Here is a 21,480-nt window from a genome sequence, read left to right on the forward strand (position 1 = left end):
GCGAAACTGTGCCTGGACGGACGGATGAACGCGCCGATGGATGTTGCGGCGGTGCTGAGGCGCAACCGGCTGCTCGGGGAACTCGATGCCGAGCAGATGGCGGAAATGCTGACGCTGGGCCGTATCGCCCGCTTCGATGCCGACCAGATCATCTTCGACAAGGGGGACCCCGGCGACAGCCTGTTCGCCGTGTTGAAGGGGCAGATCGCCATCCGCACCTCCTCGGCGGACGGCAAGACGATGCTGCTGAACATCCTGGAAGCCGGCGATGTGTTGGGCGAGATCGGCCTGATCGACGGACGGGAACGCACGGCGGCCGCGATCGCCCTGCGGCCGGTCGAGCTTTACCGGATCGACCGCTCCGACTTCATCCCCTTCCTGGAGCGCCACCCGCGCCTGTGCACCCGCATGATGATCGTGCTGTGCGACCGGCTGCGCTGGGTATCGGAGAACATCGAAGACGCGGTTTTCCACGACGTGCCGCGCCGGCTTGCCCGCCGGTTGCTGCTGCTGTCGGACAGCTACGGCCAGCAGACTCCGACCGGCCTGCGGCTGACCCTGCCGTTGTCGCAGGAATCGCTGGCCAACATGTTGGGCGTTACCCGTGAAATGGTGAACAAGTGCCTCGGCGCCCTACGAAAGGCCGGAGTGGTGACATATGCCAAAGGGTTTATCGTCATCAACGATCTGGCATTGCTTAAGGACATGGCCGGTGACCCCGAACGGGTTCCCTAGGGGGAATCCTTACCTGCCTAAAGTTTTGTTCCCAAAACCGGTTGTGGTCGCGTTATAGTGTGCATGCGTTGGGGGCAATCGCACGGGTAGCACGAGGGCTTAAGAGCATGTCGAGCGAAGGGAACAGGAAATCTCGCGTCGATCAATCTACGGGCGTCGCTTCACTGACTTCCCGCACGCTCAAATTGTCCGGGCGCGATGTCACAATCAGATTGGAGCCGTCCTATTGGGAAGGGCTCGAAGAAATTTGCCGTCGGGAGGATCTGACGGTGGACGAACTCTGCTACGACGTCCGTGACCGCATGGAGCAGCAGGGCCGCCGCTCTTCCCAGGCCGGCGTGTCGCTTGCCAATGCCTTGCGCGTGTTCGTGGTCGGCTATTTCAGGCAGGCGGCGACCGAACGCGGCCATGCGCGTGCCGGTCATGGCCAGGGCCGCCCCTTCATCGCGACCCCCTTCGACATCGTCCCGGTCACCAGCGACAGCTGACACCTGAAAAAAGCCGGTACTCTTGGGGACAGGCCTTTCGACCCGCCCCCAATGTGTTGTACCGACCGTCTTATTGGGCGGTCCAGCCGCCATCCATCGTCAGGGCCGCACCGCGCATGTTGCCGGCGGCCTCCGAGCACAGGAACACTGCCAGTTCGCCCAGCTGTTCCGGCGTGACGAAGGATTTGGACGGCTGCTTCTCGCTCAGCAGCTCGCGCCCGGCCTCCTCCACCGACAGGTTGCGCGAGGCAGCCAGCGCGTCGATCTGCTTCTGCACCAGCGGCGTCAGCACCCAGCCCGGGCAGATGGCGTTGCAGGTGATGTTGGTCTCCGCCAGTTCCAGCGCTGTCACCTTGGTCAGGCCGATCACGCCATGCTTGGCGGCGACATAGGCCGACTTGTTGACCGACGCCACCAGCCCGTGCACCGACGCGATGTTGATGACCCGGCCCCAGCCGCGCGCCTTCATGCCCGGCAACGCGGCGCGGGTGCCGTGGAAAACGGCCGACAGGTTGATGGCGATCACCGCATCCCAGCGTTCCACCGGAAAGGCATCGACCGGCGCCACATGCTGGATGCCGGCATTGTTGACCAGCACGTCCAGCCGGCCATAGGCCGCCTCGGTGGCGGCGACCATCGCCTCGATCTCCGCGGGCTTGGACATGTCGGCGCCGTTGTGGGCGACGCGCACACCGAACTCCGTCGACAGCGACCGGCACAGCTCGGCGATGTAGCCGGCATCGCCGAAGCCGTTCAGCATCAGGTCGGCGCCCTGCCCCGCAAGCTGCCGTGCGATCCCAAGGCCGATCCCGCTGGTGGACCCAGTAACGAGCGCGGCCTTCCCCTTCAGATTGGTCATTCTTCTTTATCCTTCGATCGGCATGGAACGGAGGTCCGGGGCGACGATCAACTCGCACCCGGTGTTGGCGATTACCTGCTCCACCGTGACACCGGGGGCGGTTTCCTTCAAGACGAGCCCGACGTCGGTCGGCTCGATGACGGCGAGGTCGGTCACCACCAGGTCGACCCGACGGACCGAGGTCAGCGGCAGGGCGCAGCGTTCGACGATCTTCGCCTCGCCCTTGGCGCTGTGCTGCATGGCGACGATCACCCGGCGGGCGCCGGTGACCAGATCCATCGCCCCGCCCATACCCGGCACCATCTTGCCAGGCACCATCCAGTTGGCGAGCCGCCCCTCGCGGTCCACCTGCAGGCCGCCCAGCACGGTGACGTCAAGATGGCCGCCGCGGATCAGCCCGAAGGAGAGGGCGCTGTCGAAGGACGCCGCCCCCGGCAGGGCCGAGATGGGCGAGCCGCCGGCGTCGGTCAGGTCATGGTTCTCCGCGCCGGTGATCGGGCCGGACATGCCGACGATCCCATTCTCCGACTGGAAGAACACGTGGCGTCCGACGGGGACATAGCGGGCCACCAGGGTCGGCAGGCCGATACCCAGGTTGACGAGGTCGCCGTCCCTCAGTTCCAGCGCGACGCGCTTGGCGATCAGGGTCTTTTCATCCATGGCTCGATACTCCCCGATCAGCGCGGCTTGGAGGTGACGATGTGGTCGACCAGAACCGACGGTGTCATCACCGCGTCGGGCGGGATGCAACCGACGGGCAGGATGTCCTCGGCCTCGGCGATGACGGTGGCGCCGGCCATCGCCATCAGTGGGTTGAAATTGCGCGCGGTCAGCGCGTAGGTCAGGTTGCCGTACAGGTCGGCCTGTTTGGCGGCGACCAGCGCGAAATCGGCCTTGATCGGCATTTCCAGCAGATAGGTCACGCCGTCGATCTCGACCTTGCGCTTGCCCTCCTCCACCGTGGTGCCGACGCCGGTGGGGGTCAGGACGCCGCCCAGCCCGACGCCGCCGGCGCGGATACGCTCGGCCAGCGTGCCCTGCGGCACCAGTTCCACCTCGATGTCGCCGGCGATCATCTGCTTCTGCGTCTCGGGGTTCAGGCCGATGTGGCTGGTGACGACGCGGCGCACCAGCTTCTCCACCACCAGCTTGCCCAGTCCGTTGTTGGGCCGCGCAGTGTCGTTGGCGATGATGGTCAGGTCGCGCTTGCCCTGGCGGATCAGTTCGTCCACCAGCCGGTTGGGGCCACCGACGGCCATGAAGCCGCCGATCAGCAGGGAAGCGCCGTCCGGAATGCGCGCGACGGCCTCTTCCAGGGAAATGAGCTTGTTCATCGTCAGACGATCCCGGTCAGGTAGTAGACGGCGATCACGAAGAAGACCGCCAGCGTCTTGATGCAGGTGACGGCGAAGATGTCGCCATAGGACTGCCGGTGCGTCAGCCCGGTGACGCCCAGCAAGGTGATGACGGCACCGTTGTGCGGCAAGGTGTCCATGCCGCCGCTGGCCATCGAGGCGACGCGGTGCAGCACCTCCATCGGGATGCCGGCGGCATTGGCGGCGGTGATGAACTGGTCGGCCATGGCGGCCAGCGCGATGCTCATGCCGCCGGACGCCGACCCTGTGATGCCCGCCAGCACGGTGACCGTCACCGCCTCGTTCACCAGCGGGTTGGGGATGGCGGACAGCGCGTCGCGGATCACCAGGAAGCCCGGCAGCGCCGCGATCACCGCACCGAAGCCGTATTCCGACGCCGTGTTCATCGAGGCCAGCAGCGACCCGCCGATCGCGGCCTTCGTGCCCTCGGCGAAGCGCTGGGACACCGGCTTCCAGGCGAAGGCCAGCACCATCAGGATGCCGCAGAGCAGCGCCCCTACCACCGCCCAGATGCCGGCGACGGCGGAAACCTGCGTCACCAGCGGCTTGGCGCCGGGGGTCAGGACAACTTCGCTGGTCGTGCCGTAGATGACGGGGATCGCCATGGTGAACAGCTTGTTCAACACGCCGACGGCGACCAGCGGCGACAGCGCCAGGATCGGATTCGGCAGCAACTCGGAGGCCACCGGCTCCGGCTCGTTGGTGTGGCCGCTGCCGTAGCCCTCGCCGCGCGCGATGGCAGAGCGCACCCGCCATTCCAGATAGAGCAGGCCCAGCGTCAAGATGAAGACCGAGCCGATCAGGCCCAGCCAGGGGGCGGCATAGGCGTCGGTCTTGAAGAAGGTGGTGGGAATGATGTTCTGGATTTGCGGCGTGCCCGGCAGCGCGTCCATCGTGACGGTGAAGGCGCCCAGCGCGATCACGCCGGGGATCAGGCGCTTGGGGATGTCGCCCTGGCGGAACATCTCCGCCGCGAAGGGATAGACGGCGAAGACCACGACGAACAGCGACACGCCGCCATAGGTCAGCAACAGGCAGACCAGGACGATGGAGGTCACCGCACGCTCGCGCCCGACCAGCTTGATGACGGCCGAGACGATCGACTTGGAGAAGCCGGACAGCTCGATCACCTTGCCGAACACCGCGCCCAGCAGGAAGACCGGGAAGTACAGCTTCACGAAGCCGACCATCTTGTCCATGAACAGGCCGGTGAAGACCGGCGGCACGGCGGACGGGTCGGTCAGCAGCACCGCCGCCAGCGCCGCCACCGGCGCGAAGAGGATGACGCTGAAGCCCCGGTAGGCGACCAGCATGAGGAACGCGAGCGCTCCCAAGCAGATCAGGAAACTCATTTGGACGATGCTCCCTCGGTGATTCTTTTCGGATGGCCGACGTCTTGGATGTCGGTTCCGGGCGTTGCGGCTGAAACAGCCGGCGCAGCCTCTCGTGGTGGACCCGGCTACGGGTGCATGCATCGATATGAGCAAAGGTCGTGCCACTGGCAGGGAGCATGGTCGTCGCAAGCGAAACCTTTGACACCGCCGACTTTTTGCACTGCACACTAAACCGCCAGCCGGGCTCAATGTCTCAGGCTGGAGACTGCGCGCGGCAAAAAAGTCTCATTTTCGAGATATCGTCTCATTTTATGGACAGGGTAGCGACACGAGACGATCCCATCGGGCGGCGGTTGAGCGGGCCAATGGAATGCCGCTTGACCTTCCAATCGCTGGAAGGAGCAGCCTGTCCCCATCGAGCATCGCCAAACCGTCAAGGGAGAAGACCCATGCTGACATTGAAGGTTTCCGGAATGACCTGCGGCCACTGCGCCCAGACCGTGACCAAGGCTGTGGAAGCCGTTCCCGCCGTGGACCGCGCGCTGGTCGACTTGAAGGCCGGCCAGGTTGCCGTCGAAGGCAACGCTGATGAATCCGTCATCCGCCAAGCCATCGAGGATGCCGGTTATGAGGTACAAGGCCGGGCGTGAGACGTCATCACAAAAAAGAAAATGGGCGCCGGACCAATTGGCCGGCGCCCATTCTCGGTGACGTCTTCCCGGAAGGTTCGTTGAAGGTCTTTTATTTGGTCAGAATCAGCTTGTTGGCGCGGGTCACGCGCAGGCGGTAGCTCTGCCCGGCGTGCTGGATCACGATCTCGCGGCTGCCCGACATCAGGCGGGCGGATTCGACCACCGGCAGGGACGCGGCGATGAAGGAAGCCGGAGCGGAGACGGCGCTGTCGTGCATGGCGTGTCTTTCTTGCTGGACGGACGTTGCGGTCGGCGATGCCCGGGCGTGAACCCTGAACCGGACCCTACCTCTGCTCGCTCCTAATTGCAAGTCATTCTCATTCGCTTTTGTGGCGCGCCGCTCCGAATTCCTTGGTCAAACCCGGACCACACTGCGGACCATCCAGCGCAGGCCCACCACCAGCAGCTTGTTGTATTCGTTGACCAGCAGGTTCGCGGTGCCGGGCCACATCCACCAATCGTCCAGATGGACGGTGGGAGCGACGACGGGATGGGGGACCAGTTCCACGTCGGGCATCGCCATCGCCAGTTCCAGCATGCTGCGGCGCATGTGATAGTTGGCCGTCACGAGGCGAAGCGACCGGAACCCCTGGTCGCGCATCCAGTCCGCCGTCTCATAGGCGTTGCCGATGGTGCTGTCGGCGGAATAGCCCAATGTGATGCAGCATTCCATCTCGGTCGGGGAATGACGGGAGAGCTTCAGCAGTTCCTGCACCTCCACCCCGTCATAGACCCCGGACACGAAGAGCTTCTTCGCCCGCCCGGCAGCCAGCAGCTCCAGCCCGGTGACCAGCCGGTTGCTGCCGCCGGTCAACACGACGATGGCGTCGGTCCGCCGTTGGGCATCGGCGCCGGTGGGGGGCGAGCGCGGCACGTCGGCGGCATACCAGAACAGACCGGCCAGCCAGGCAACCGCCAGCACCAGCGCACCGGTCAACAGATGGCCGATCGCCCGCGCCATCACCCCGCTGCCGCGCTGCCGGTGGTGGGTGAGGCTCATCGCGACCCCGTCACGGCATCGACTCCAGCGTGCGCAGCACGGTCCAGCGCGCGGTCGCCAGCGCCAGCAGGGCCAGCGCCGCCGGGACCAGCAGCAGAACCACCCATTGCCAGGGCTCCAGCGCCAGATCCGGCAGCAGGCTGGCCCGCAGGCCCTGGGAGGCGCGGTGCAGCCCATACATGGTGCCGCCGGCCAGCAGCAGACCGATCCCGCCGCCGCGCAGGCTCAGGGATACCACGTGACGCTCGAACTGGCGGGAGACATAGCGGTCGGTGGCGCCCATCAGATGCAGCAGCTCCACCACCGGCCGATGGATGGCGAGGCCGGTGCGCACCGCGAAGACCACGGTCATCACCGCCGCCGCCCCGATCAGCAGCACCACGCCCAGCGCCGCCAGCCGGATCGCCCCGGCGAAGGAGCGCAGGTCGGCCAACCAAACCGCATGGTCGTCCAGCGTCGCCCCCGGCGCTGCCGAGGTCAGGCGCAGGCGCAGGCCCGCGATGTCGACCGGCCCGTTGGCGACGACGTCGATCATCCGCGGCATCGGCAGCAGCGGGTCCGAAGCCCCCGATCCCAACCAGGGCTCCAGCAGCCGGGCGATCTCACCGCCGCTCAGCAGGGTCGCCGATCCGATTCCGGGGGTGGAGCGCAGGACCGTCAGCGCCGCCTCCGTCCGCTCGTCCAGCGGTGCCACGGGAGCGCCCGGCATCGGCGCCACCTGCACGGTCAGCCCGCCGGCCAGCCCGCTGTCCCAGCGTTGCGCCATGTCCGAAACCAGCATGGCGCCGGCCAGCGCCAGAGCCGCCAGGAACGCCATCAGCGCGGTGATCCAGCCGAGAAAGCGCGAGGAGGGATCGACCGCCAGCGGCAGGTCGGACCGGGGCCGAACGGGACGAAGCGCCATGCCGCTACTCCCACCGCGGGTCATTGGCCCGCTGATCGTTGGCCCGCGCATCCTGCGCCCGGCCCTCATGCGTCCGGCCCTCTTGGACCCGGCTGCCGCGCGAGGGCACGACCATCAGCCGGCCGCTGTCGAGATGCAGGCGCGGATGGTCGAAACGGCGGATCAGCGCCTCGTTGTGGGTGGCGATCACCACGGTGGTCCCCAGCTTGTACAGTTCCTCGAACAGATAGAGCAGCCGCATGCCGATGCCGTCGTCGACGTTGCCCGTGGGTTCGTCGGCCAACAGCAGCCGCGGCCGGTTGATGACGGACCGGGCGATGGCGACCCGCTGCTTCTGCCCGCCCGACAGGGTCGACGGCTTGGCGTGCAGGTGGTTGCCCAGCCCGACCCAGCGCAGGATCTCGCTGCAATGGGCGACCACGTCGGCCTCCGGCGTACCGGCCATGCGCAGCGGCAGCGCCACATTGTCCAGTGCCGACAGATGGTCGAGCAGCGCGAAATCCTGGAACACCACGCCGATCTGGCGGCGCAGTTCCGGCAGGTCGCGGCGGGTCACCATCGCCATGTCGCGGCCGAACAGGGTGACCAGCCCGCGCGACGGCCGGTGAGCGAGATACATCAGCTTCAGCAGCGACGATTTGCCCGCCCCGCTGGCGCCGGTCAGGAAATGGAAGGATCCAGGCTGAAGGGTAAAGCTGATGTCGCGCAGCACCTCCGCCTCGGTGCCGTACCGCAAGCCGACATTCTCGAAACGAATCACGGTCCCACCACAGCTCGTCAACCCCTCCACGCCGGGGACAATGCACCCGGCCGGGGGCGGAGTCCACCCCGCCCCGCACCCTGCCACGATGTCCCGGACCTCGCGGAATACTTGAGAAGTCGGCGAAGACCTGACAAGTTGCCGGCCATGATCTGGATCCGGTCCCTCGCCTTCAACATCGCGTTCCATCTGTGGACCGCGCTGATGTGCTTCGCCCTGCTGTGGATGCTGCTGTTGCCGCGTCCGCAGATGGTCGCGGTGGTGAAATGGTATCTGCGCACCGTCGGCTGGCTGGAGCGCACGCTCGTCGGCATCCGGTATGAGGTGCGCGGGCGCGAGAACCTGCCCGACGGCCCCTTCCTGCTGGCGGCCAAGCACCAGTCGGCGTGGGAGACGATGAAGCTCCACCTTCTGGTGAAGGACCCGGCGATCATCCTGAAGCGCGAGCTGATGTGGATCCCGATCTGGGGCTGGTACGCCGCCAAGGCGAAGATGATCCCGGTCGACCGTGGCGCCGGCGGGGCGGCGATCAAGTCGCTGATCCGCAACTCCCGCCCGGTGCGGGACGAGGGTCGCCCGATCGTGATCTTCCCGCAGGGCACCCGCGTCGCGCCGGGCACCTACCGGCCCTACCGCATCGGCGTCGGCGTGCTTTACGACAGCCTGGGCATTCCAATCGTGCCGATGGCGCTGAACGCCGGGCTCTATTGGCCGCGCCACAGCTTCCTGAAGTATCCCGGCACGGTGGTGGTGGAATTCCTGCCGCCGATCATGCCTGGACGCCCGCGCGCCGAGGCGATGCACGACCTGGAGGAGCGGCTGGAGGCCGCGAGCGACCGTCTCGTCACCGCCGCCGGCGGCCCGCCGACCCTGCGCCCGTCGCAGCCGGAACCGGAACGGGGCAAGCGGACGGTGACCGCCGTCTCCTGACGGGCGGCATAAGAGCCGATCGCGACGGTTATCCTTGAGCGCGGCGGCGTATCTGCCTACGCTCGCGCAACGAATCGCCGGAAGGGCCGGTTGAACCGGCTCCGGATGACGCGCGAGAGGAAGATGACGCAAACCGAGAAGCCCCAAAGGCCCACCCGGCGTCAGGACCGCTGGACGGAGCGGTGGCGCGCCGCCGCCGTCGCCCTTCTGATGACGGTGCAGCCGCTGTCGGTCCCCGTCGGCGCAGTCCTCACCGCTCCCGCGGCCCCCGCTCCGCTTGCCATAGCCGCCACCGCGGCAGCCATCACCCTGACACCGGCGGACGCCGAAGCCCGTGCCGGCTCCAGCAGCCGGTCGTCGGGCGGCTATTCGCGACCGTCGCGCACTCCGTCCATCGGCGGCGGCAGCGGCGGCTACACCCGCCCCTCCGCCCCGCGCACGCCCTCCACCGGTAGCGGCGGCGGCTGGTTTTCCGGCGGGCCATCCAGTTCCAGCGGCGGCTATGCCCGGCCGGGCAACAGCGCCCCGTCGGTCGCCGCCCCGCCGACGTCGGCAGGTGACAAGGCCTTCAGCCAGCAGGGCTCGGCCGATGCGCTGAACCGCTACCGGACCAAGCAGGACGCCGACCGCACGCCGCCGGCGCAGCCAAGCGCTCCGCCGCCCGCCGCCTCCACCCAGGGCCGCAGCAACGGCTCGAGCGGGTCGGGCTGGGGGTGGGGCTGGGGATCGGGCGGCTCCTCCTACCGCACCCCGTCCACCCGGCCGGCGCCGGCCAATCCCTATGGCGGTTACGGCTGGAGCCCGCCGCCCTACACCTACAGCGCGCCGCGCCGTTTCGGCATCTGGGACGGGCTGTTCCTGTGGTTCATGCTCGACACGCTGACCCGGCCGGGCCATGCCGCCTTCTTCCACAACAACGCCGACGACCCCGGTTATCGCGAGTGGCGGCAGGAGGCCGACCGGCTGGCCCGCGACAACGCCGAGTTGCGCGGCAAGCTGGACCAGCTCGATCAGTCGATGGCCGCCCAGGCCGGAACCCCGCGCGAGGCGGGACAGCTGCCGCCGGACGTGCCCGCGGATCTGGCCCGCGCCGGCTCCGCCAGTTCGGTGGACAGCGCCAGCGCGGCACAGACATCGCGCGGATCCGGCGGGCATGGCTTCTGGTGGTGGGGCCTGCTGCTGCTTGGCGTCGCGGTGCTGTTCCTGCTGTGGCGGGCGCGGCGCCGGATGGAGTCGCCACCAAAATCGGGTCCAGTTTCCAACGGTCCCGTTTCCAAGGGAGGATCGGACGTGCCCCTGTTCGGAACGCTCGGCAACTACGTGAACCAGAAGCTCAGCGGCAAGGCCTACAGCCCGTCGCTGTTCCGGCTGGGCATGACGGTCACCATCGACCCCACCCCCTTCCTGCTGGCGGAGAGCGCCACCAAGGTCAAGGCGCCGGACACCGGCACCGACCGGCTGGTGTCGATCGAGGCGGTCGGCACCGTCACCTCCGGCCCGGCCACCGTCTACCGCCTGCACCTTCCGGGGGGTGGCTTCTTCCAGATTCACCTCGGCCCCGACGGGCAGCCGGACGAGTGCCGCTATTTCACCCCCATCGACAGCGTCACCCCGTCCGACGAGGGCGAGTGGGGATTCTGGCTGGACGATGCGGAGGGGATGATCGGCTGGCCGGAGTTCCAGACCAAGGACGGCAAGCTCTATCCCCGCGTCTGGCAGCCGGGAGCCAGCCGCATCCAGCCCTTCACCCTCAGCGAGGCGCGCCAGACCCTGCGCGGGACCGAGACGGTGACCAGCCAGTCGATGCTGTACGGCGCCACCACCGGAGCCGCAGCCCCGGCGCCCGCCACCGAATATATCCTGGTGGAGGCGGTGGAGCGGTCCGGCCGCGCGTCGGTCGAGATCGCCGCCGGCATCGACGTGAATCCCGCCTCCCTCTCCCTGTCCTAACCCACACGACAAGAGTGCCGGCCCCATGGAAAGCACCTTCGGTTCCATCCTGACCGCGCTCGGCACCGGCCTTCCGGTGCTGCTGGTCCAGCTCGCCGTCACGCTGGCGCTGCTGGTGGCGGGCGTCGCCGTCTACACCCGCATCACCCCCTTCGACGAGCGCCGGCTGGTGGCGGAAGGCAATGCCGCCGGCGGCCTGACGCTGGCGGGATCCATCGTGGCGCTCGCCATTCCGCTGGCGGCGACGCTGGCGACCAGCGCCTTCGTGCTGGACATCCTGTTGTGGGGTGTGGTGGCGCTGATCCTGCAGCTGGTCGCCTTCGCCGTGGCGACCCTGCTGATCCGCGACCTGCGCGGCCAGATCGAATCGGGCAACGTCGCATCGGCCGCGGCGCTGGTCGGCGTCCAGCTTGGGGTGGCGCTGATCAACGCCGCCGCCATGGCGGGATAAATCTCCCCCGAGAGGTAAGGATGGGGGTCTGGTTCCCGGATCGTCCCCTCCCCATCTGTGCAGGCGAAGCGTCCGCGCTTTCGTGCGGGCGCCTCCAACAACCCTCCTTCGACAGGAATCAGCCATGCTTGCCTTCATCCGCAACCTTATGGGTGTCAAGACCGACCAGGCCGTCCAGGGCGCCATGGAGGCGCTGGTGCGCTGGGATCCGAAGTCCGCGACCGAGGCGGAGCTGCGGACCATGGAGCAGCATCTCGACCAGCTGGGCCGGCAGGTGGCGGAAGCCCGCGCCATCCATGACCGCGAGCAGCGCGAAGCCGACGAGATCAAGGCGCTGTCGAACCAGCGCATGGCCGCGGCCGAGCATCTGCAGCGCCAGATCGACGCCGAGACCGACCCGTCGCGCAAGGCCGGCCTGGAAAAGAGCCTGGAGACCATCGTCGCGATGCTGGAGGAGATGGCTCCCGACATCGACCGCGAGGTCCGCGATGCGGTCGAGGCGCGCGAGTTCCTGGAGATGCTGGAGAAGAACTACGCCGACGCCGGCGCCAAGCTGAAGGCTGCCCGTGCCGACCTGACCCGCGCCCAGCGCGACATGGGCCGCGCCGACCAGCAGCGCGCCATGGCCGAGCGTCAGGCCGAAGCAGCCCGTCAGGCCGCCGGCCTTGCCGGTGCCACCAGCGGCCTGACCGTGGCGCTGAAGGCGATGCAGGACACCGCCGCCAAGGATCTGGCCGCGGCGGAGGCCGCCAACGCCAAGGCCAAGCTGCTGCGCCCGTCGGCCCCGGAGAAGGAAGACCCCAACATCGCCGCCGCCCTGGCCGCGGCGTCGGGCAAGACCGTACCGACCAGCCTGTCCGACCGTCTGGCGGCGCTGAAGGCCAAGCAGGGCTGAGAGTGACGGGATCGGCGGGGGCTCTCCGCCGATCCTTACCGCTTGGGGGATGGAACGACGTGGAACAGTTTCCGGCGGCTGTTTCATCTCAGCGGCGCCGTCCGCTCTACAGGCGGCGGAAGGCGGCCTTTCCGCCCCGACGCTCCTGCACCGAGCCGAGGTTGGGATAGGGATCGTCGGGGTTGAGGGTCCAGGGATAGACGCCCTTCGGCCCGGTCGATTCCGGGCGGGCCAGGATGGCGGCGACGGCGCGCGGGTCGGGCGGCGTACGCTCACGGATCGCGCCGGGGATGTGGTCGTCATCGTCCAGTTCGGTGACGATGTCGGCGGGCGGGTCTTCCGACGGCTGCGGGGTGACGGAGTCGGGCGGTTGGCGGAATTCCGCCTGTTGTGCCGGCTGTTTGGCAGAGGGGGCGCCGAGACCGTCGAGAAGACCGAGCCGGTCGGCCAGCCAGCGCACGGTCGACGGATCGCCGGCCGAGACCAGCCGTTCGATCTGCTCCGCCACCAGGGCGCGGAGAGAGGAGAGCCGGAGTTCGGCCTCACGGTTCAGCGCCTGCCGTTCCCACCACACCCTGTGACGGAAGTCCTTCGATCCGTAATAGGCGCGCCAGAGAGTCGTCCGGCTGCAGCCCATGGCGCGGGCGACATTGAGGAAACTGCTGCCGCGCGCCAGCATGCCGGCGGCCATGATCTGTTCCTCATGGAACTGCGAACCGGGGACCAGCGAGCCTTCGGAGGGCACCGGCGGCTCTTCGGCCCAGCAGGGGAAATGGTCGCCAAGAGCGTTGGGGGTCAGGGTACGGCTGTCGAGGGGCATGGGGTGGCTCCGCAAGGGGTTGGGACGGGGTGCGGAGAGGGTATAGGAAAGTTGTCTCTTGGTGGCGCGTTTTTGCGAAATCCGTGGCGAGCGATGGGTTGGGCCGTTGCACTGGAGCCAGTTACTGCGGGCCACTAGTTGAACTTCGTGGCTCTCCATAACGTCCAAAGGCTGTTCGGTTGGTAAGGGGAGGTAAGTCCCTGTTCCGCCACGCCTTCGTGCGGGAGGTGGAAGTTATTGGAAGGCCTGATAGGGCGGGTTCCCCAACATTGCGTCAAGTACCCCAGATTGCAGCCCGGCGCAGGTTGTATCCGGCTCAAATTACCCTGGTGGTTCGGGCACGAAAAACGCAGGGTAATCGCATATGGAAATTATAATCCTACACAAGGAAGCACCTCATTCCCGCGAAGGCGGGAATCCAGCCGTTTCAGTCGTTTTGCACGATAGTTTCCTGGATCCCCGCCTTCGCGGGGATGACGGAAGTCCTTTTATGGGATTCCGGATTCCATATGCGATTGCCCTGACGAAAAACGACCCGTCCCTTGCGGGATCCGGCCGTTCGCCGCATAGTGATCGTGCCGGTGATCGGGTGGTGAGACACCCGATCACCGGCTTGGTCTTCAGCCGCGCAACGCGCGGATGATGACCAGGATGCCGCCGATCAGGCGGACCCACAGCGTCCAGATTTCCAGACGCTCGCGGTCCAAAATCGACCGGCGAGGGGGACTCTTCATACGAGTACTCCATAACAATTGACGATGCGCTTCATGGATGCCGTGGGGGTTGGCGCCAACCTTTCCCCCACGGCCCCATGCGGCGTCACCTGCATGACACCCTCATCATTGCCCGGCCACCAACCCTCTGGCAAGATGAGAGTGAAGGAAAACCATAAGATTTTGTGTCTTTCTGGGTACCAGAGCGCAATATCCTTCGTTTTTTCCCATGAGCGCTACTTACGTACTCAAGTGCTTAATTGTGTACGCATGCTACACGCCGCATATTTTCCGGTGTTTCCCTATGTTCGTCTCTGCAAATAACATTCGCTAACGTCGCTAACGGTCGTATGATTTGCCTACGCGTCGTTACGCGCGTTTGCGTCAACGTTTTTGGCAAATTTGCATGAGCGTCGTTGCGCACGCTTGAAAATCGCTTTTAGGAAATTTGCCTGTGTGTCGTGGCGTACGTTTGCATCATCTGTCGTGGTAACCGCTCGGAACACTCAGTTCCGCGTCGCACGCTCGGTTGATTCCCACCTTCCCGTGAGATTCGATCCCCCCACCAGTTGGTCGCGACAGCCCCTCTTGACACCGCCTCGCACAAATTTTGTGTTCAACGCACCCAAAATTTGGGGCAGATTCAGTCGTCACCGATGGAGGCAAGATGAGGAAGCTGGCGACCATCCGGGTCTTCGGCAACGACCACCTTCCCCCGCATTTCCACGTCAAGGATACCGATTTCGAAGCACTGGTCTCGATCGAGACCTTCGAGGTCATCGCCGGGGACCTGCCCACCGCCATCCGCAAGGAGGTCCAGACCTGGGCCGCCGCCAACAAGGACCGGCTGGTGAGCGAATAGAACGCCTGGAACCCCAATATCCCCTTCGCCTGAAAGGAGGCGCGCCCATGATCCCGCCCGTCCTGCCGCAAGGCCCGCGCAAAATCCCTCGGCTCGCCGCGGTCGCGCCGGACGCCGGCGCCGTCCTGGCCCTGACCTGGGAGGATGGCCGCGCCGACCGCGTCGACCTGACCGGCTGGCTGGAGTCCGGACACCCCTATTTCCACCAGCTGCGCGATCCCACCGTCTTCGCCTCCGCCCGTCTGATCGACGCCACCACGGTGGAGTGGAACGGCGACGAGGATCTGGCCATCGACAGCATGCACTTGGCTCTGCTGGCCGAACAGCAACGCCCCTTCGGCCAGCCCGAACTGATCGCCTGGCAGGATCGCCACGACCTGTCCAACCAGGAAGCGGCCGACCTGATGGGGGTGCATGTCAACACCTGGTCGAAATGGCGCACCGGCGCCACCGCCGTGCCGGCCATGCTCGGCATCGTCTGCCGCGCCTTCAGCCGCGACCCGCTGCTGTTCGCCGCCCGCTACCGCCCCCGTCGGCCCGGCCGTCCGCCGGCGGCGGCCGAATAGGGGCGGCTATCGGCACAGCTGACCCGCTGTCCGCATCTCAATCATCCGCCCCTCACAGGAAGCGAGGGCTTAGCGGTCGCCTGCCTGCTGGGCAATCTCCCGGCGAGCGGCGGCGGCGAGAAAGCCGGCGCGGGACGTGTCGCGGCGCTTGGCCTCGGCGTCAATGGCAGCGAGCAAAGCCTCGTCGAACGTCACGTTGACGCGCACGGACCGGCCGGGCAGTTCACCGCGTACCAGCAGCCGGCCGGCCTCCACGACCTCCGGATCTGCGGGGACCTGATCGAGATCGGACGGCTCGGGGATGTCGTCGCCGTCCTCGATCATGCCGGCGATGTGCAGGGCAAGGCCAGCCTCGGCGTTGGCGGTGACGGCTGCCTTGGTGTCACCGAAGGCCGTCAGGCCAGGAAAGTCGGGGAAGGTCGCGTGGAGACCTTCGGAGCCTTGCTCCAGGATGATGGGGTAGTAGCGAGCGGGCATTGCGGGTCGTTCCTGTCAGGGGATAGCGAGGGGGAATGGAGCGGAGTTGGGGGAGGGCGAAACCCCGGTTTTCAACGGAGTTTCACACCTGACTGCTTTTCAATGGACTTGATATCCCCAATGCTGAGTTCTCTCACCGGGACCTGAACCGTGACGCGCCCTTTCTTCGTCGGATGCTTGAATTGCTTGTGACTGCCGACTTGGTTCACCTCGTACCATCCGTCGGCGATGAGGGCTGCGATGGCCTCACGGCTGCTGACAACCTTTCCCATCACCTCGCTCCATTATCACTGTGTGTAACCATACACACCACCAGCGAGGAAGGCAAATGGGGAGTGTGTATGAATGCGCATGCCGGTCAGCGCCGGCTGGACCCTTTTCACGTCGTGTTCGTACATCCCGGACGATCCGATCACTCTCGCGTAGTGCCCCTCGTCACAAGCGGCCACCCCAATCCTTACGTCTCGGGGGAGGCTACCTTCGCCGCCTTCGGCTTGCGCGCCGCCACCTCGAAGGCGACGTCCTCGATCATTCCGGCGGTGAGGGACGACAGGGCCGATTTCAGGCTCGGCCAGTGGTTCATGCGGGCGGTGTCGGCGACGGCTGGGTTTTTCGCCTTCAGGACGAGGCGGCGGCCGCCCTGGGGGGCTTCCTCCACCCGGTCCGGCTCCAGTTCGGCCAGCAGCGGGGCGGGGACCTTGCCCTTCAGGGCGTGCAGGACGGCGGCCCACAGGGCGGTCACGTCGTCGGCGTCGGGCAGCGGGCCAAGGTCGGCGAGGCCGGCTTCCACCGGATCGGCGGGGGCAACCGTGTCGACCTTGCCGATTCGGCGGGCGCGGCGGCCGGCGCTGTGGCGTTCGCGCTCCAGATAGGTTTCGGCCGCCTCTTCCTCGTCCTTGGCGTCGAAATCGAGGGTCACCGCCTCGATCTTGCGGCCTTTCCGCTTCATCTTGTCTTCCGGCATGCTGACGCGGAAGGGGGCGAGCTGGTTCACCTCGGAGATGGCGCGGTCGATGGTGCGGGTGCGCAGGATGCCGAAATCCTTGTAGGCGCCCTCCGGCACATTCATCAGCTTGCGCAGCGTGTCGATGTCCAGTTCCAGCGACGGATAGTCCATCTGGTAGCGCTGCATGCCGATCTCGTAGAGCTTCAGCGCGTAGGTGCTGGTGACCTTGACCATCGCCGGCCCGGACAGCTTGGCCCACAGCTGCGACGAGCGCTGGATTTCCAGGAAGGCGTCGGTGAACTGGAAATGGATGTCGGCGGCGTCGCTGTCCTCCTCCTCCTCCGGCCGGACATAGCTGGAGAGGATGCGCAGCTCGGCGCGCGACCGGCGGCCGCGGAAGGGGCCGATGACCACGAGGCTGGAGTCGAAGATCTCCTTCAGCGCGTCGAAGATCCGCTCGTTGCCCTTGTGGTTGCCGCGCACCACCCGCTTGGGCAGGCGGTAGAGCTTGTTGGCGAAATTCTGGCTGCCGGCCAGATGGATCATGAAATTCAGCATCTTCTGTGCCGGCAGCGACAGGCGCGTGCCGTTGGCGGGATAGCTGTAGACCGCCTCGGCCGCCTTGATCAGATGCTTGTAGCCGTCGCGCTCGAAGGTGGCGCTGGCGACGCGGGCAGTCAGGCCGGCGACCGGGGTGGCGGATTCGGTGCCGACCGCCGGCAGGGCGGCGGCGGCACCGTCGCCGTCGATCACCGCGCCGCCGGCCAGATCCTCCGGACCCAGCACGACGAGATTCGCAGCGGCCTTCACCGTGTTCGCCTTGGTGGGCGCAGCCGCGTCCGACGGGACGGACTCCTCCGTCACCGCACCGCGCGCCTTCCTGCGCCCCGTACCCGCCATCGCCTGCCTCCCGCGAAATCGAGCGAGGCTAAATCAATCCTTACCCCAAAAACAAGTAAGGAAAGGGTCGCACCGCAGAATCCTGAGCATCCTTACACCCTGGGGGCGGAACCCTTACGCCCCGGGGGGTGTGCGACTCGCCCCCACCCGGTAAGGCTGTTTCCCCCACCCTGTAAGGAAGATTCGATGCGACTCGCGGACTCTCCTGGAGATTCGCGCCGACGAATCCTCTTAAAAGGGAAAGGGAGAGGCGAGCGCCTGCTAAGTGCCGGATCTGCCGAGGCTTCCCCTGTGCGAATCTCGGCCGGACAGCCCGGTCGGGGAGCCTTCATGCCGCGAATCGCGGCGACTCGAGTCTGCAGAACGGTGTTATCGGGCGGGCTGTATCCTTACTGCCTGGGGGCGTTCAGGCATTTTTGCTGTTCGAGGGTTGGTGGACAAGCGCCATCCTTACGGCTTGGGGGCACCAAAGGCCGGATCCTGGCCCCCGAGAGGTAAGGATGACGGGAGTCTGCAGATCTGTCGGTTCGATTCTAGGGCGTGTCAGGAGTCTCAAGGGCTTATCCGCCCCCAGGATGTAAGGAAGCCCGCCCCCAAGCCGTAAGGATGGGAGGGCGGGCTTGATCGGCGGCTTCGGGGCGGGATCCGGCCCCCACGGAGTAAGGATGGAAAGGAGGAATAGGATAATAGATTGATTTAAAATGTGTTTTTCAATGGGCCGCCAGCAGGAACAGGCCCTGGCCGAGATAGACGCTGGCGGTTCCCATCACCAAATAGCGGCTCCACAGGCGGAATTGGGCGTCGCTCATGCGGTCCAGAACGCGGCGGGAGAGATTCGTGCCCAGCAGGGCCATGGCGATCGACATCAGGATCACCGTCGCTTCCACCGTCTCGCCGGCATGGCCGGCCACCAGCGGGGCGAAGTAAGCGATCTTGACCAGATGGCCGACCGACTGGATGGCGGCCTTGGTGGCGACCACGCTCTGGCGGGTCATGGCGCTGCGGATGAAGAAGGCGTCGAGCAAGGGGCCGGAGATCCCGGCGACCAGCTGGATGCCCATGCAGAGGAAGCCGCCCAGCACGCCATGCAGCGGCTTCTGCGCGTTCAGCGCCCAGCGGGCGGGAATGGCGAGCGCCAGGAAGGGCGTCAGGCCCAGAATCAGAAGCGAGACCGCACGGTCCGGCACGGCGCCGACCAGGGCGAACAGCAGGCCGGCCACCGATCCGCCCAGCGCGAATCGCAGGATGATCGGCCAGACCACATGACGCCGCCACAGCCACGCCCGCCAGCCGTTGGAGGCGAACTGGGTCACGCCATGCAGCAGCATCGCCGAGGGCACCGGCAGCAGGATCAGCAGCAGGCCCATCAGCACCATGCCGCCGGCCATGCCGAACAGGCCCGACAGAAACGAGGTCACGAGAACGGTGAGGCCAAGCCCCACCATCAGCGGAAGCGTCAGCATGAATCAGCCCAAATGTCGGAGATCAGGCTGAAAAACTCGCACGCGCGCGGTTGCGCCGCAAACGGCATTGTTCGATGCTCAGCCTCAGGAAAAGTTGGGGTGAAGTAAGGATGGACGCATGCGCCGATTGCCCTCGCTGAACGGCCTGCGCGCCTTCGAGGCGGCCGCCCGCCATGGCAGCTTCACCGCGGCTGCGGCGGAGCTGCATGTCTCGCAGGCCGCGATCAGCCGGATGGTGAAGCTGCTGGAGGAACGGCTGGGCTTCGCCCTGTTCGACCGGCGGGCCAACGCGCTGGTGCTGACCGAACGCGGCCGGGCGCTGCAGCCGGCCTTGACCGAAGCCTTCGACGGCATCGCCCGGCGGGTGGAACAGGTGTCGGCGATGCGGGCTGGGCCGGTGCTGACGGTGGGGATGGGGGCGACGGTGGCGGTGCGCTGGCTGATCCCGCGCCTGTCGAGCTTCCACCTTGCGCACCCGGAGATCGAGGTGCGGATCGCCACCGGCGGGGCGGGGGCGCCGATGAACGACGACTGGACCTGCGCGGTCCTGCTGGGCGACGGCCAGTGGCCGGGCTATGAGGCGGAGCGGCTGTTCTCCTCCAGCCTGCAGCCGGTCTGCGCGCCGCGGCTGGCGGCGGAGTTGCGCGGGCCGGCGGATCTGGCCGGCGCCACCCTGCTGCATGTGTCGCATTGGGGGGAGGACTGGCCGCGCTGGCTGGCCGCCGCCGGGGTGGCGGAGCCCTCTTCGAAAGGACTGTCCTTCGGCAGCTACGCCATGACCTTGCAGGCCGCCATCGACGGCGTCGGGGTGGCGTTGGCGCCGCGGCTCTATATTCTGGACGACATCGCCGCCGGGCGGCTCGCCACGCCGTTCGGGCTGGCGGTGCCGATGGTCCTGTCCTGGTATCTGGTCTATCGCGCCTCCCGTCGGGAGGATGCCGGCTTTGGGCCGTTCCGTGACTGGCTCTATGCAGTGTGCGCGGAGGTTGGATAGCCCCTTGGTCCTTTGGGCGCATGGCCGGGCGGCGCAATTGACCGATGCGCGGGCCGCAGGTGCCGACTTAGGCTGCGCGCTGTTTTGTGCCCGTTCCAAGCAGTCACGACCCTACAGGACCGCGCGATGCCGCCCACCGCTGTTCCCCATTCCACCGAAGAGGCAGCCCACCCTGCCCTGTCCCGCTCGCTCGTCGTGCTGATGGCGCTGGCCTGCGGCGTGGTGGTGGCCAACATCTATTATGCCCAGCCGCTGGTTGGGCTGATCGGACCGGCGGTCGGGCTGTCGCCGGAGACCGCAAGCCTCGTCGTCACTCTGACCCAGGTCGGCTATGGCGCCGGGCTGGTGCTGCTGGTGCCGCTGGGCGATCTGCTGGAGAACCGCCGGCTGGTGGTGGTGACCCTGTGCAGCACGGTGGTGGCGCTGCTGGTGGCGGCGGTCGCCCCGACCGCGTCGCTGTTCCTGACGGCGGCCTTCCTGATCGGCGTCACCTCCGTCGCCGTGCAGATGCTGGTGCCGCTGGCCGCCCACATGGCGCCGGAGGCCTCGCGCGGGCAGGTGGTGGGCAATGTGATGAGCGGGCTGCTGCTGGGCATCCTGCTGGCCCGCCCGGTGTCGAGCCTGATCGCCGACAGCCTGGGATGGCGGGCGGTGTTCGCCCTGTCGGCGGTGGTGATGGTCGGCTTCGCCCTGCTGCTGTGGCGGGTGCTGCCGCAGCGGCGGCCGAGGGGGCAATCCAGCTACGGCGCGCTGCTCGGCTCGCTGGGGCGACTGCTGGTGCGGACGCCGGTGCTGCAGCGGCGGACCGTCTATCAGACCATGATGTTCGCGGCCTTCAGCCTCTATTGGACCTCTGTCCCGCTGCTGCTGATGGGGGCGCCCTTCCACCTCAGCCAGCGGGGGATCGCGCTGTTCGCCTTGTCGGGGGCGGCGGGCGCCCTGGTCGCGCCGATCGCCGGGCGGATCGCCGACCGCGGCTGGACCCGGCCGGCCACCGGCTTCGCGCTGGCGATGGCGGCCTTGTCCTTCTTCGTGGCGCGGGCCGGCGAAGGGTCCATCGCGCTGCTGGTGCTGGCCGGGCTGCTGCTCGACATGGGCGTGCAGATGAACATGGTGCTGGGGCAGCGCGCCATCTATTCGCTGGGGGCGGAGACTCGCAGCCGGATGAACGCCATCTATATGGCGATCTTCTTCCTGGGCGGCGCGGCGGGCTCGGCGCTGGCCGGCTATGCCTTCGCCGTCGGCGGCTGGGCGCCGGTGACCTGGATCGGCTTCGCCTTTCCTGCCGTCGGGCTGCTGTTCTACCTGACCGAATTCCGTGGGCGGCACGCCGCCTGACCGGTGACCTTCAAAGGAGACGACGCA

General features: G+C 67.0%; 24 protein-coding genes. 11 read left to right on the top strand and 13 right to left on the bottom strand.

The genetic code is table 11. The features are described from left to right. Positions 1 to 24 precede the first annotated feature (24 nt). Complete coding sequence (locus ACCD06_RS31960; RefSeq protein WP_109073292.1) at positions 25 to 735, top strand: Crp/Fnr family transcriptional regulator; 711 nt, start codon at positions 25 to 27, stop codon at positions 733 to 735. 107 nt (positions 736 to 842) lie between these two features. Then, a complete protein-coding gene (locus tag ACCD06_RS31965) occupies positions 843 to 1,223 on the top strand; it encodes a ribbon-helix-helix domain-containing protein (RefSeq protein ID WP_109073293.1) in 381 nt (126 codons plus the stop codon). A gap of 70 nt (positions 1,224 to 1,293) precedes the next feature. Here the strand turns inward: ACCD06_RS31965 and ACCD06_RS31970 are convergent, their stop codons facing one another. From ACCD06_RS31970 to ACCD06_RS31985, 4 genes are read right to left on the bottom strand one after another with little or no spacing between them, the layout of a single operon-like run. After that, complete coding sequence (locus ACCD06_RS31970) at positions 1,294 to 2,082, bottom strand: 3-hydroxybutyrate dehydrogenase (RefSeq protein WP_109073294.1); 789 nt, start codon at positions 2,080 to 2,082, stop codon at positions 1,294 to 1,296. 6 nt (positions 2,083 to 2,088) lie between these two features. Next, a complete protein-coding gene (locus tag ACCD06_RS31975) occupies positions 2,089 to 2,742 on the bottom strand; it encodes a 3-oxoacid CoA-transferase subunit B (protein WP_413346306.1) in 654 nt (217 codons plus the stop codon). A gap of 17 nt (positions 2,743 to 2,759) precedes the next feature. Further along, positions 2,760 to 3,416, bottom strand: a complete 657-nt coding sequence (locus ACCD06_RS31980) for a CoA transferase subunit A (protein WP_109073296.1) — start codon at positions 3,414 to 3,416, stop codon at positions 2,760 to 2,762. 2 nt (positions 3,417 to 3,418) lie between these two features. After that, positions 3,419 to 4,810, bottom strand: a complete 1,392-nt coding sequence (locus ACCD06_RS31985; protein WP_109073297.1) for a GntP family permease — start codon at positions 4,808 to 4,810, stop codon at positions 3,419 to 3,421. Positions 4,811 to 5,241: 431 nt separating this feature from the next. Here ACCD06_RS31985 and ACCD06_RS31990 point away from each other — a divergent pair, with 431 nt between their 5' ends. After that, positions 5,242 to 5,442, top strand: coding sequence for a heavy-metal-associated domain-containing protein (locus ACCD06_RS31990; RefSeq protein ID WP_109073298.1), 201 nt, complete (start codon positions 5,242 to 5,244; stop codon positions 5,440 to 5,442). 91 nt (positions 5,443 to 5,533) lie between these two features. Here ACCD06_RS31990 and hemP read toward each other — a convergent pair whose 3' ends face one another. The 4 genes from hemP to ftsE all read right to left on the bottom strand — a co-directional run bounded on the left by hemP (position 5,534) and on the right by ftsE (position 8,148). Continuing rightward, on the bottom strand, positions 5,534 to 5,701 hold the full coding sequence (gene hemP / locus ACCD06_RS31995) for a hemin uptake protein HemP (protein WP_085091948.1): 168 nt from the start codon (positions 5,699 to 5,701) through the stop codon (positions 5,534 to 5,536). 138 nt (positions 5,702 to 5,839) lie between these two features. After that, the gene (locus tag ACCD06_RS32000) at positions 5,840 to 6,484 is read right to left on the bottom strand and encodes a YdcF family protein (RefSeq protein ID WP_413346309.1); all 645 of its coding nucleotides are present in this window, start codon (positions 6,482 to 6,484) and stop codon (positions 5,840 to 5,842) included. Between the two features lie 10 nt (positions 6,485 to 6,494). Beyond that, positions 6,495 to 7,388: a cell division protein FtsX gene (locus ACCD06_RS32005; RefSeq protein WP_136700947.1), complete on the bottom strand. Its 894-nt coding sequence runs from the start codon at positions 7,386 to 7,388 to the stop codon at positions 6,495 to 6,497. A gap of 4 nt (positions 7,389 to 7,392) precedes the next feature. Continuing rightward, positions 7,393 to 8,148: a cell division ATP-binding protein FtsE gene (gene ftsE / locus ACCD06_RS32010; RefSeq protein ID WP_109073301.1), complete on the bottom strand. Its 756-nt coding sequence runs from the start codon at positions 8,146 to 8,148 to the stop codon at positions 7,393 to 7,395. 147 nt (positions 8,149 to 8,295) lie between these two features. Here ftsE and ACCD06_RS32015 point away from each other — a divergent pair, with 147 nt between their 5' ends. From ACCD06_RS32015 to ACCD06_RS32030, 4 genes are all read left to right on the top strand, one after another. Next, the gene (locus ACCD06_RS32015; RefSeq protein WP_109073302.1) at positions 8,296 to 9,078 is read left to right on the top strand and encodes a lysophospholipid acyltransferase family protein; all 783 of its coding nucleotides are present in this window, start codon (positions 8,296 to 8,298) and stop codon (positions 9,076 to 9,078) included. Between the two features lie 123 nt (positions 9,079 to 9,201). Further along, the gene (locus ACCD06_RS32020; protein ID WP_413346312.1) at positions 9,202 to 11,028 is read left to right on the top strand and encodes a DUF2491 family protein; all 1,827 of its coding nucleotides are present in this window, start codon (positions 9,202 to 9,204) and stop codon (positions 11,026 to 11,028) included. A 25-nt stretch (positions 11,029 to 11,053) separates the two neighbouring features. Next, a complete protein-coding gene (locus ACCD06_RS32025; RefSeq protein ID WP_109073304.1) occupies positions 11,054 to 11,479 on the top strand; it encodes a DUF350 domain-containing protein in 426 nt (141 codons plus the stop codon). A 124-nt stretch (positions 11,480 to 11,603) separates the two neighbouring features. Further along, positions 11,604 to 12,374, top strand: coding sequence for a hypothetical protein (locus tag ACCD06_RS32030; RefSeq protein WP_109073305.1), 771 nt, complete (start codon positions 11,604 to 11,606; stop codon positions 12,372 to 12,374). A gap of 106 nt (positions 12,375 to 12,480) precedes the next feature. Here ACCD06_RS32030 and ACCD06_RS32035 read toward each other — a convergent pair whose 3' ends face one another. After that, on the bottom strand, positions 12,481 to 13,194 hold the full coding sequence (locus ACCD06_RS32035; protein ID WP_413346315.1) for a hypothetical protein: 714 nt from the start codon (positions 13,192 to 13,194) through the stop codon (positions 12,481 to 12,483). A gap of 1,380 nt (positions 13,195 to 14,574) precedes the next feature. Here ACCD06_RS32035 and ACCD06_RS32040 point away from each other — a divergent pair. After that, complete coding sequence (locus tag ACCD06_RS32040) at positions 14,575 to 14,769, top strand: DUF4160 domain-containing protein (RefSeq protein WP_413346317.1); 195 nt, start codon at positions 14,575 to 14,577, stop codon at positions 14,767 to 14,769. A gap of 47 nt (positions 14,770 to 14,816) precedes the next feature. Continuing rightward, a complete protein-coding gene (locus ACCD06_RS32045; protein ID WP_413346319.1) occupies positions 14,817 to 15,335 on the top strand; it encodes a DUF2442 domain-containing protein in 519 nt (172 codons plus the stop codon). A 69-nt stretch (positions 15,336 to 15,404) separates the two neighbouring features. On the opposite strand, the gene ACCD06_RS32050 is transcribed toward ACCD06_RS32045, so the two are convergent. The 4 genes from ACCD06_RS32050 to ACCD06_RS32065 form a co-directional block, all read right to left on the bottom strand. Next, positions 15,405 to 15,812 (bottom strand): type II toxin-antitoxin system HicB family antitoxin, encoded by a 408-nt coding sequence (locus ACCD06_RS32050; protein ID WP_413346321.1) that lies wholly within the window; start codon positions 15,810 to 15,812, stop codon positions 15,405 to 15,407. A gap of 71 nt (positions 15,813 to 15,883) precedes the next feature. After that, on the bottom strand, positions 15,884 to 16,084 hold the full coding sequence (locus tag ACCD06_RS32055; protein WP_413346323.1) for a type II toxin-antitoxin system HicA family toxin: 201 nt from the start codon (positions 16,082 to 16,084) through the stop codon (positions 15,884 to 15,886). A 185-nt stretch (positions 16,085 to 16,269) separates the two neighbouring features. Beyond that, positions 16,270 to 17,658, bottom strand: coding sequence for a replication initiation protein (locus ACCD06_RS32060; RefSeq protein WP_413346325.1), 1,389 nt, complete (start codon positions 17,656 to 17,658; stop codon positions 16,270 to 16,272). A 710-nt stretch (positions 17,659 to 18,368) separates the two neighbouring features. Beyond that, a complete protein-coding gene (locus ACCD06_RS32065) occupies positions 18,369 to 19,121 on the bottom strand; it encodes a TSUP family transporter (RefSeq protein ID WP_413346327.1) in 753 nt (250 codons plus the stop codon). A gap of 118 nt (positions 19,122 to 19,239) precedes the next feature. Between ACCD06_RS32065 and ACCD06_RS32070 the strand changes: the two genes are divergently transcribed. Both ACCD06_RS32070 and ACCD06_RS32075 read left to right on the top strand, forming a co-directional pair. Then, positions 19,240 to 20,115: a LysR substrate-binding domain-containing protein gene (locus ACCD06_RS32070; RefSeq protein ID WP_413346329.1), complete on the top strand. Its 876-nt coding sequence runs from the start codon at positions 19,240 to 19,242 to the stop codon at positions 20,113 to 20,115. Between the two features lie 126 nt (positions 20,116 to 20,241). Next, positions 20,242 to 21,453, top strand: coding sequence for an MFS transporter (locus ACCD06_RS32075; protein WP_413346331.1), 1,212 nt, complete (start codon positions 20,242 to 20,244; stop codon positions 21,451 to 21,453). Positions 21,454 to 21,480 lie beyond the last annotated feature (27 nt).

It is taken from the genome of Azospirillum sp. CT11-132 (genome assembly GCF_047302835.1).
Classification (GTDB): domain Bacteria; phylum Pseudomonadota; class Alphaproteobacteria; order Azospirillales; family Azospirillaceae; genus Azospirillum.

Coding starts and splice junctions, on each gene's coding strand:
- ACCD06_RS31960 (WP_109073292.1), top strand. CDS start 25: ATGAACGCGCCGATGGATGTTGCGGCGGTGCTGAGGCGCAACCGGCTG.
- ACCD06_RS31965 (WP_109073293.1), top strand. CDS start 843: ATGTCGAGCGAAGGGAACAGGAAATCTCGCGTCGATCAATCTACGGGC.
- ACCD06_RS31970 (WP_109073294.1), bottom strand. CDS start 2,082: ATGACCAATCTGAAGGGGAAGGCCGCGCTCGTTACTGGGTCCACCAGC.
- ACCD06_RS31975 (WP_413346306.1), bottom strand. CDS start 2,742: ATGGATGAAAAGACCCTGATCGCCAAGCGCGTCGCGCTGGAACTGAGG.
- ACCD06_RS31980 (WP_109073296.1), bottom strand. CDS start 3,416: ATGAACAAGCTCATTTCCCTGGAAGAGGCCGTCGCGCGCATTCCGGAC.
- ACCD06_RS31985 (WP_109073297.1), bottom strand. CDS start 4,810: ATGAGTTTCCTGATCTGCTTGGGAGCGCTCGCGTTCCTCATGCTGGTC.
- ACCD06_RS31990 (WP_109073298.1), top strand. CDS start 5,242: ATGCTGACATTGAAGGTTTCCGGAATGACCTGCGGCCACTGCGCCCAG.
- hemP (WP_085091948.1), bottom strand. CDS start 5,701: ATGCACGACAGCGCCGTCTCCGCTCCGGCTTCCTTCATCGCCGCGTCC.
- ACCD06_RS32000 (WP_413346309.1), bottom strand. CDS start 6,484: ATGAGCCTCACCCACCACCGGCAGCGCGGCAGCGGGGTGATGGCGCGG.
- ACCD06_RS32005 (WP_136700947.1), bottom strand. CDS start 7,388: ATGGCGCTTCGTCCCGTTCGGCCCCGGTCCGACCTGCCGCTGGCGGTC.
- ACCD06_RS32015 (WP_109073302.1), top strand. CDS start 8,296: ATGATCTGGATCCGGTCCCTCGCCTTCAACATCGCGTTCCATCTGTGG.
- ACCD06_RS32020 (WP_413346312.1), top strand. CDS start 9,202: ATGACGCAAACCGAGAAGCCCCAAAGGCCCACCCGGCGTCAGGACCGC.
- ACCD06_RS32025 (WP_109073304.1), top strand. CDS start 11,054: ATGGAAAGCACCTTCGGTTCCATCCTGACCGCGCTCGGCACCGGCCTT.
- ACCD06_RS32030 (WP_109073305.1), top strand. CDS start 11,604: ATGCTTGCCTTCATCCGCAACCTTATGGGTGTCAAGACCGACCAGGCC.
- ACCD06_RS32035 (WP_413346315.1), bottom strand. CDS start 13,194: ATGCCCCTCGACAGCCGTACCCTGACCCCCAACGCTCTTGGCGACCAT.
- ACCD06_RS32040 (WP_413346317.1), top strand. CDS start 14,575: ATGAGGAAGCTGGCGACCATCCGGGTCTTCGGCAACGACCACCTTCCC.
- ACCD06_RS32045 (WP_413346319.1), top strand. CDS start 14,817: ATGATCCCGCCCGTCCTGCCGCAAGGCCCGCGCAAAATCCCTCGGCTC.
- ACCD06_RS32050 (WP_413346321.1), bottom strand. CDS start 15,812: ATGCCCGCTCGCTACTACCCCATCATCCTGGAGCAAGGCTCCGAAGGT.
- ACCD06_RS32055 (WP_413346323.1), bottom strand. CDS start 16,084: ATGGGAAAGGTTGTCAGCAGCCGTGAGGCCATCGCAGCCCTCATCGCC.
- ACCD06_RS32060 (WP_413346325.1), bottom strand. CDS start 17,658: ATGGCGGGTACGGGGCGCAGGAAGGCGCGCGGTGCGGTGACGGAGGAG.
- ACCD06_RS32065 (WP_413346327.1), bottom strand. CDS start 19,121: ATGCTGACGCTTCCGCTGATGGTGGGGCTTGGCCTCACCGTTCTCGTG.
- ACCD06_RS32070 (WP_413346329.1), top strand. CDS start 19,240: ATGCGCCGATTGCCCTCGCTGAACGGCCTGCGCGCCTTCGAGGCGGCC.
- ACCD06_RS32075 (WP_413346331.1), top strand. CDS start 20,242: ATGCCGCCCACCGCTGTTCCCCATTCCACCGAAGAGGCAGCCCACCCT.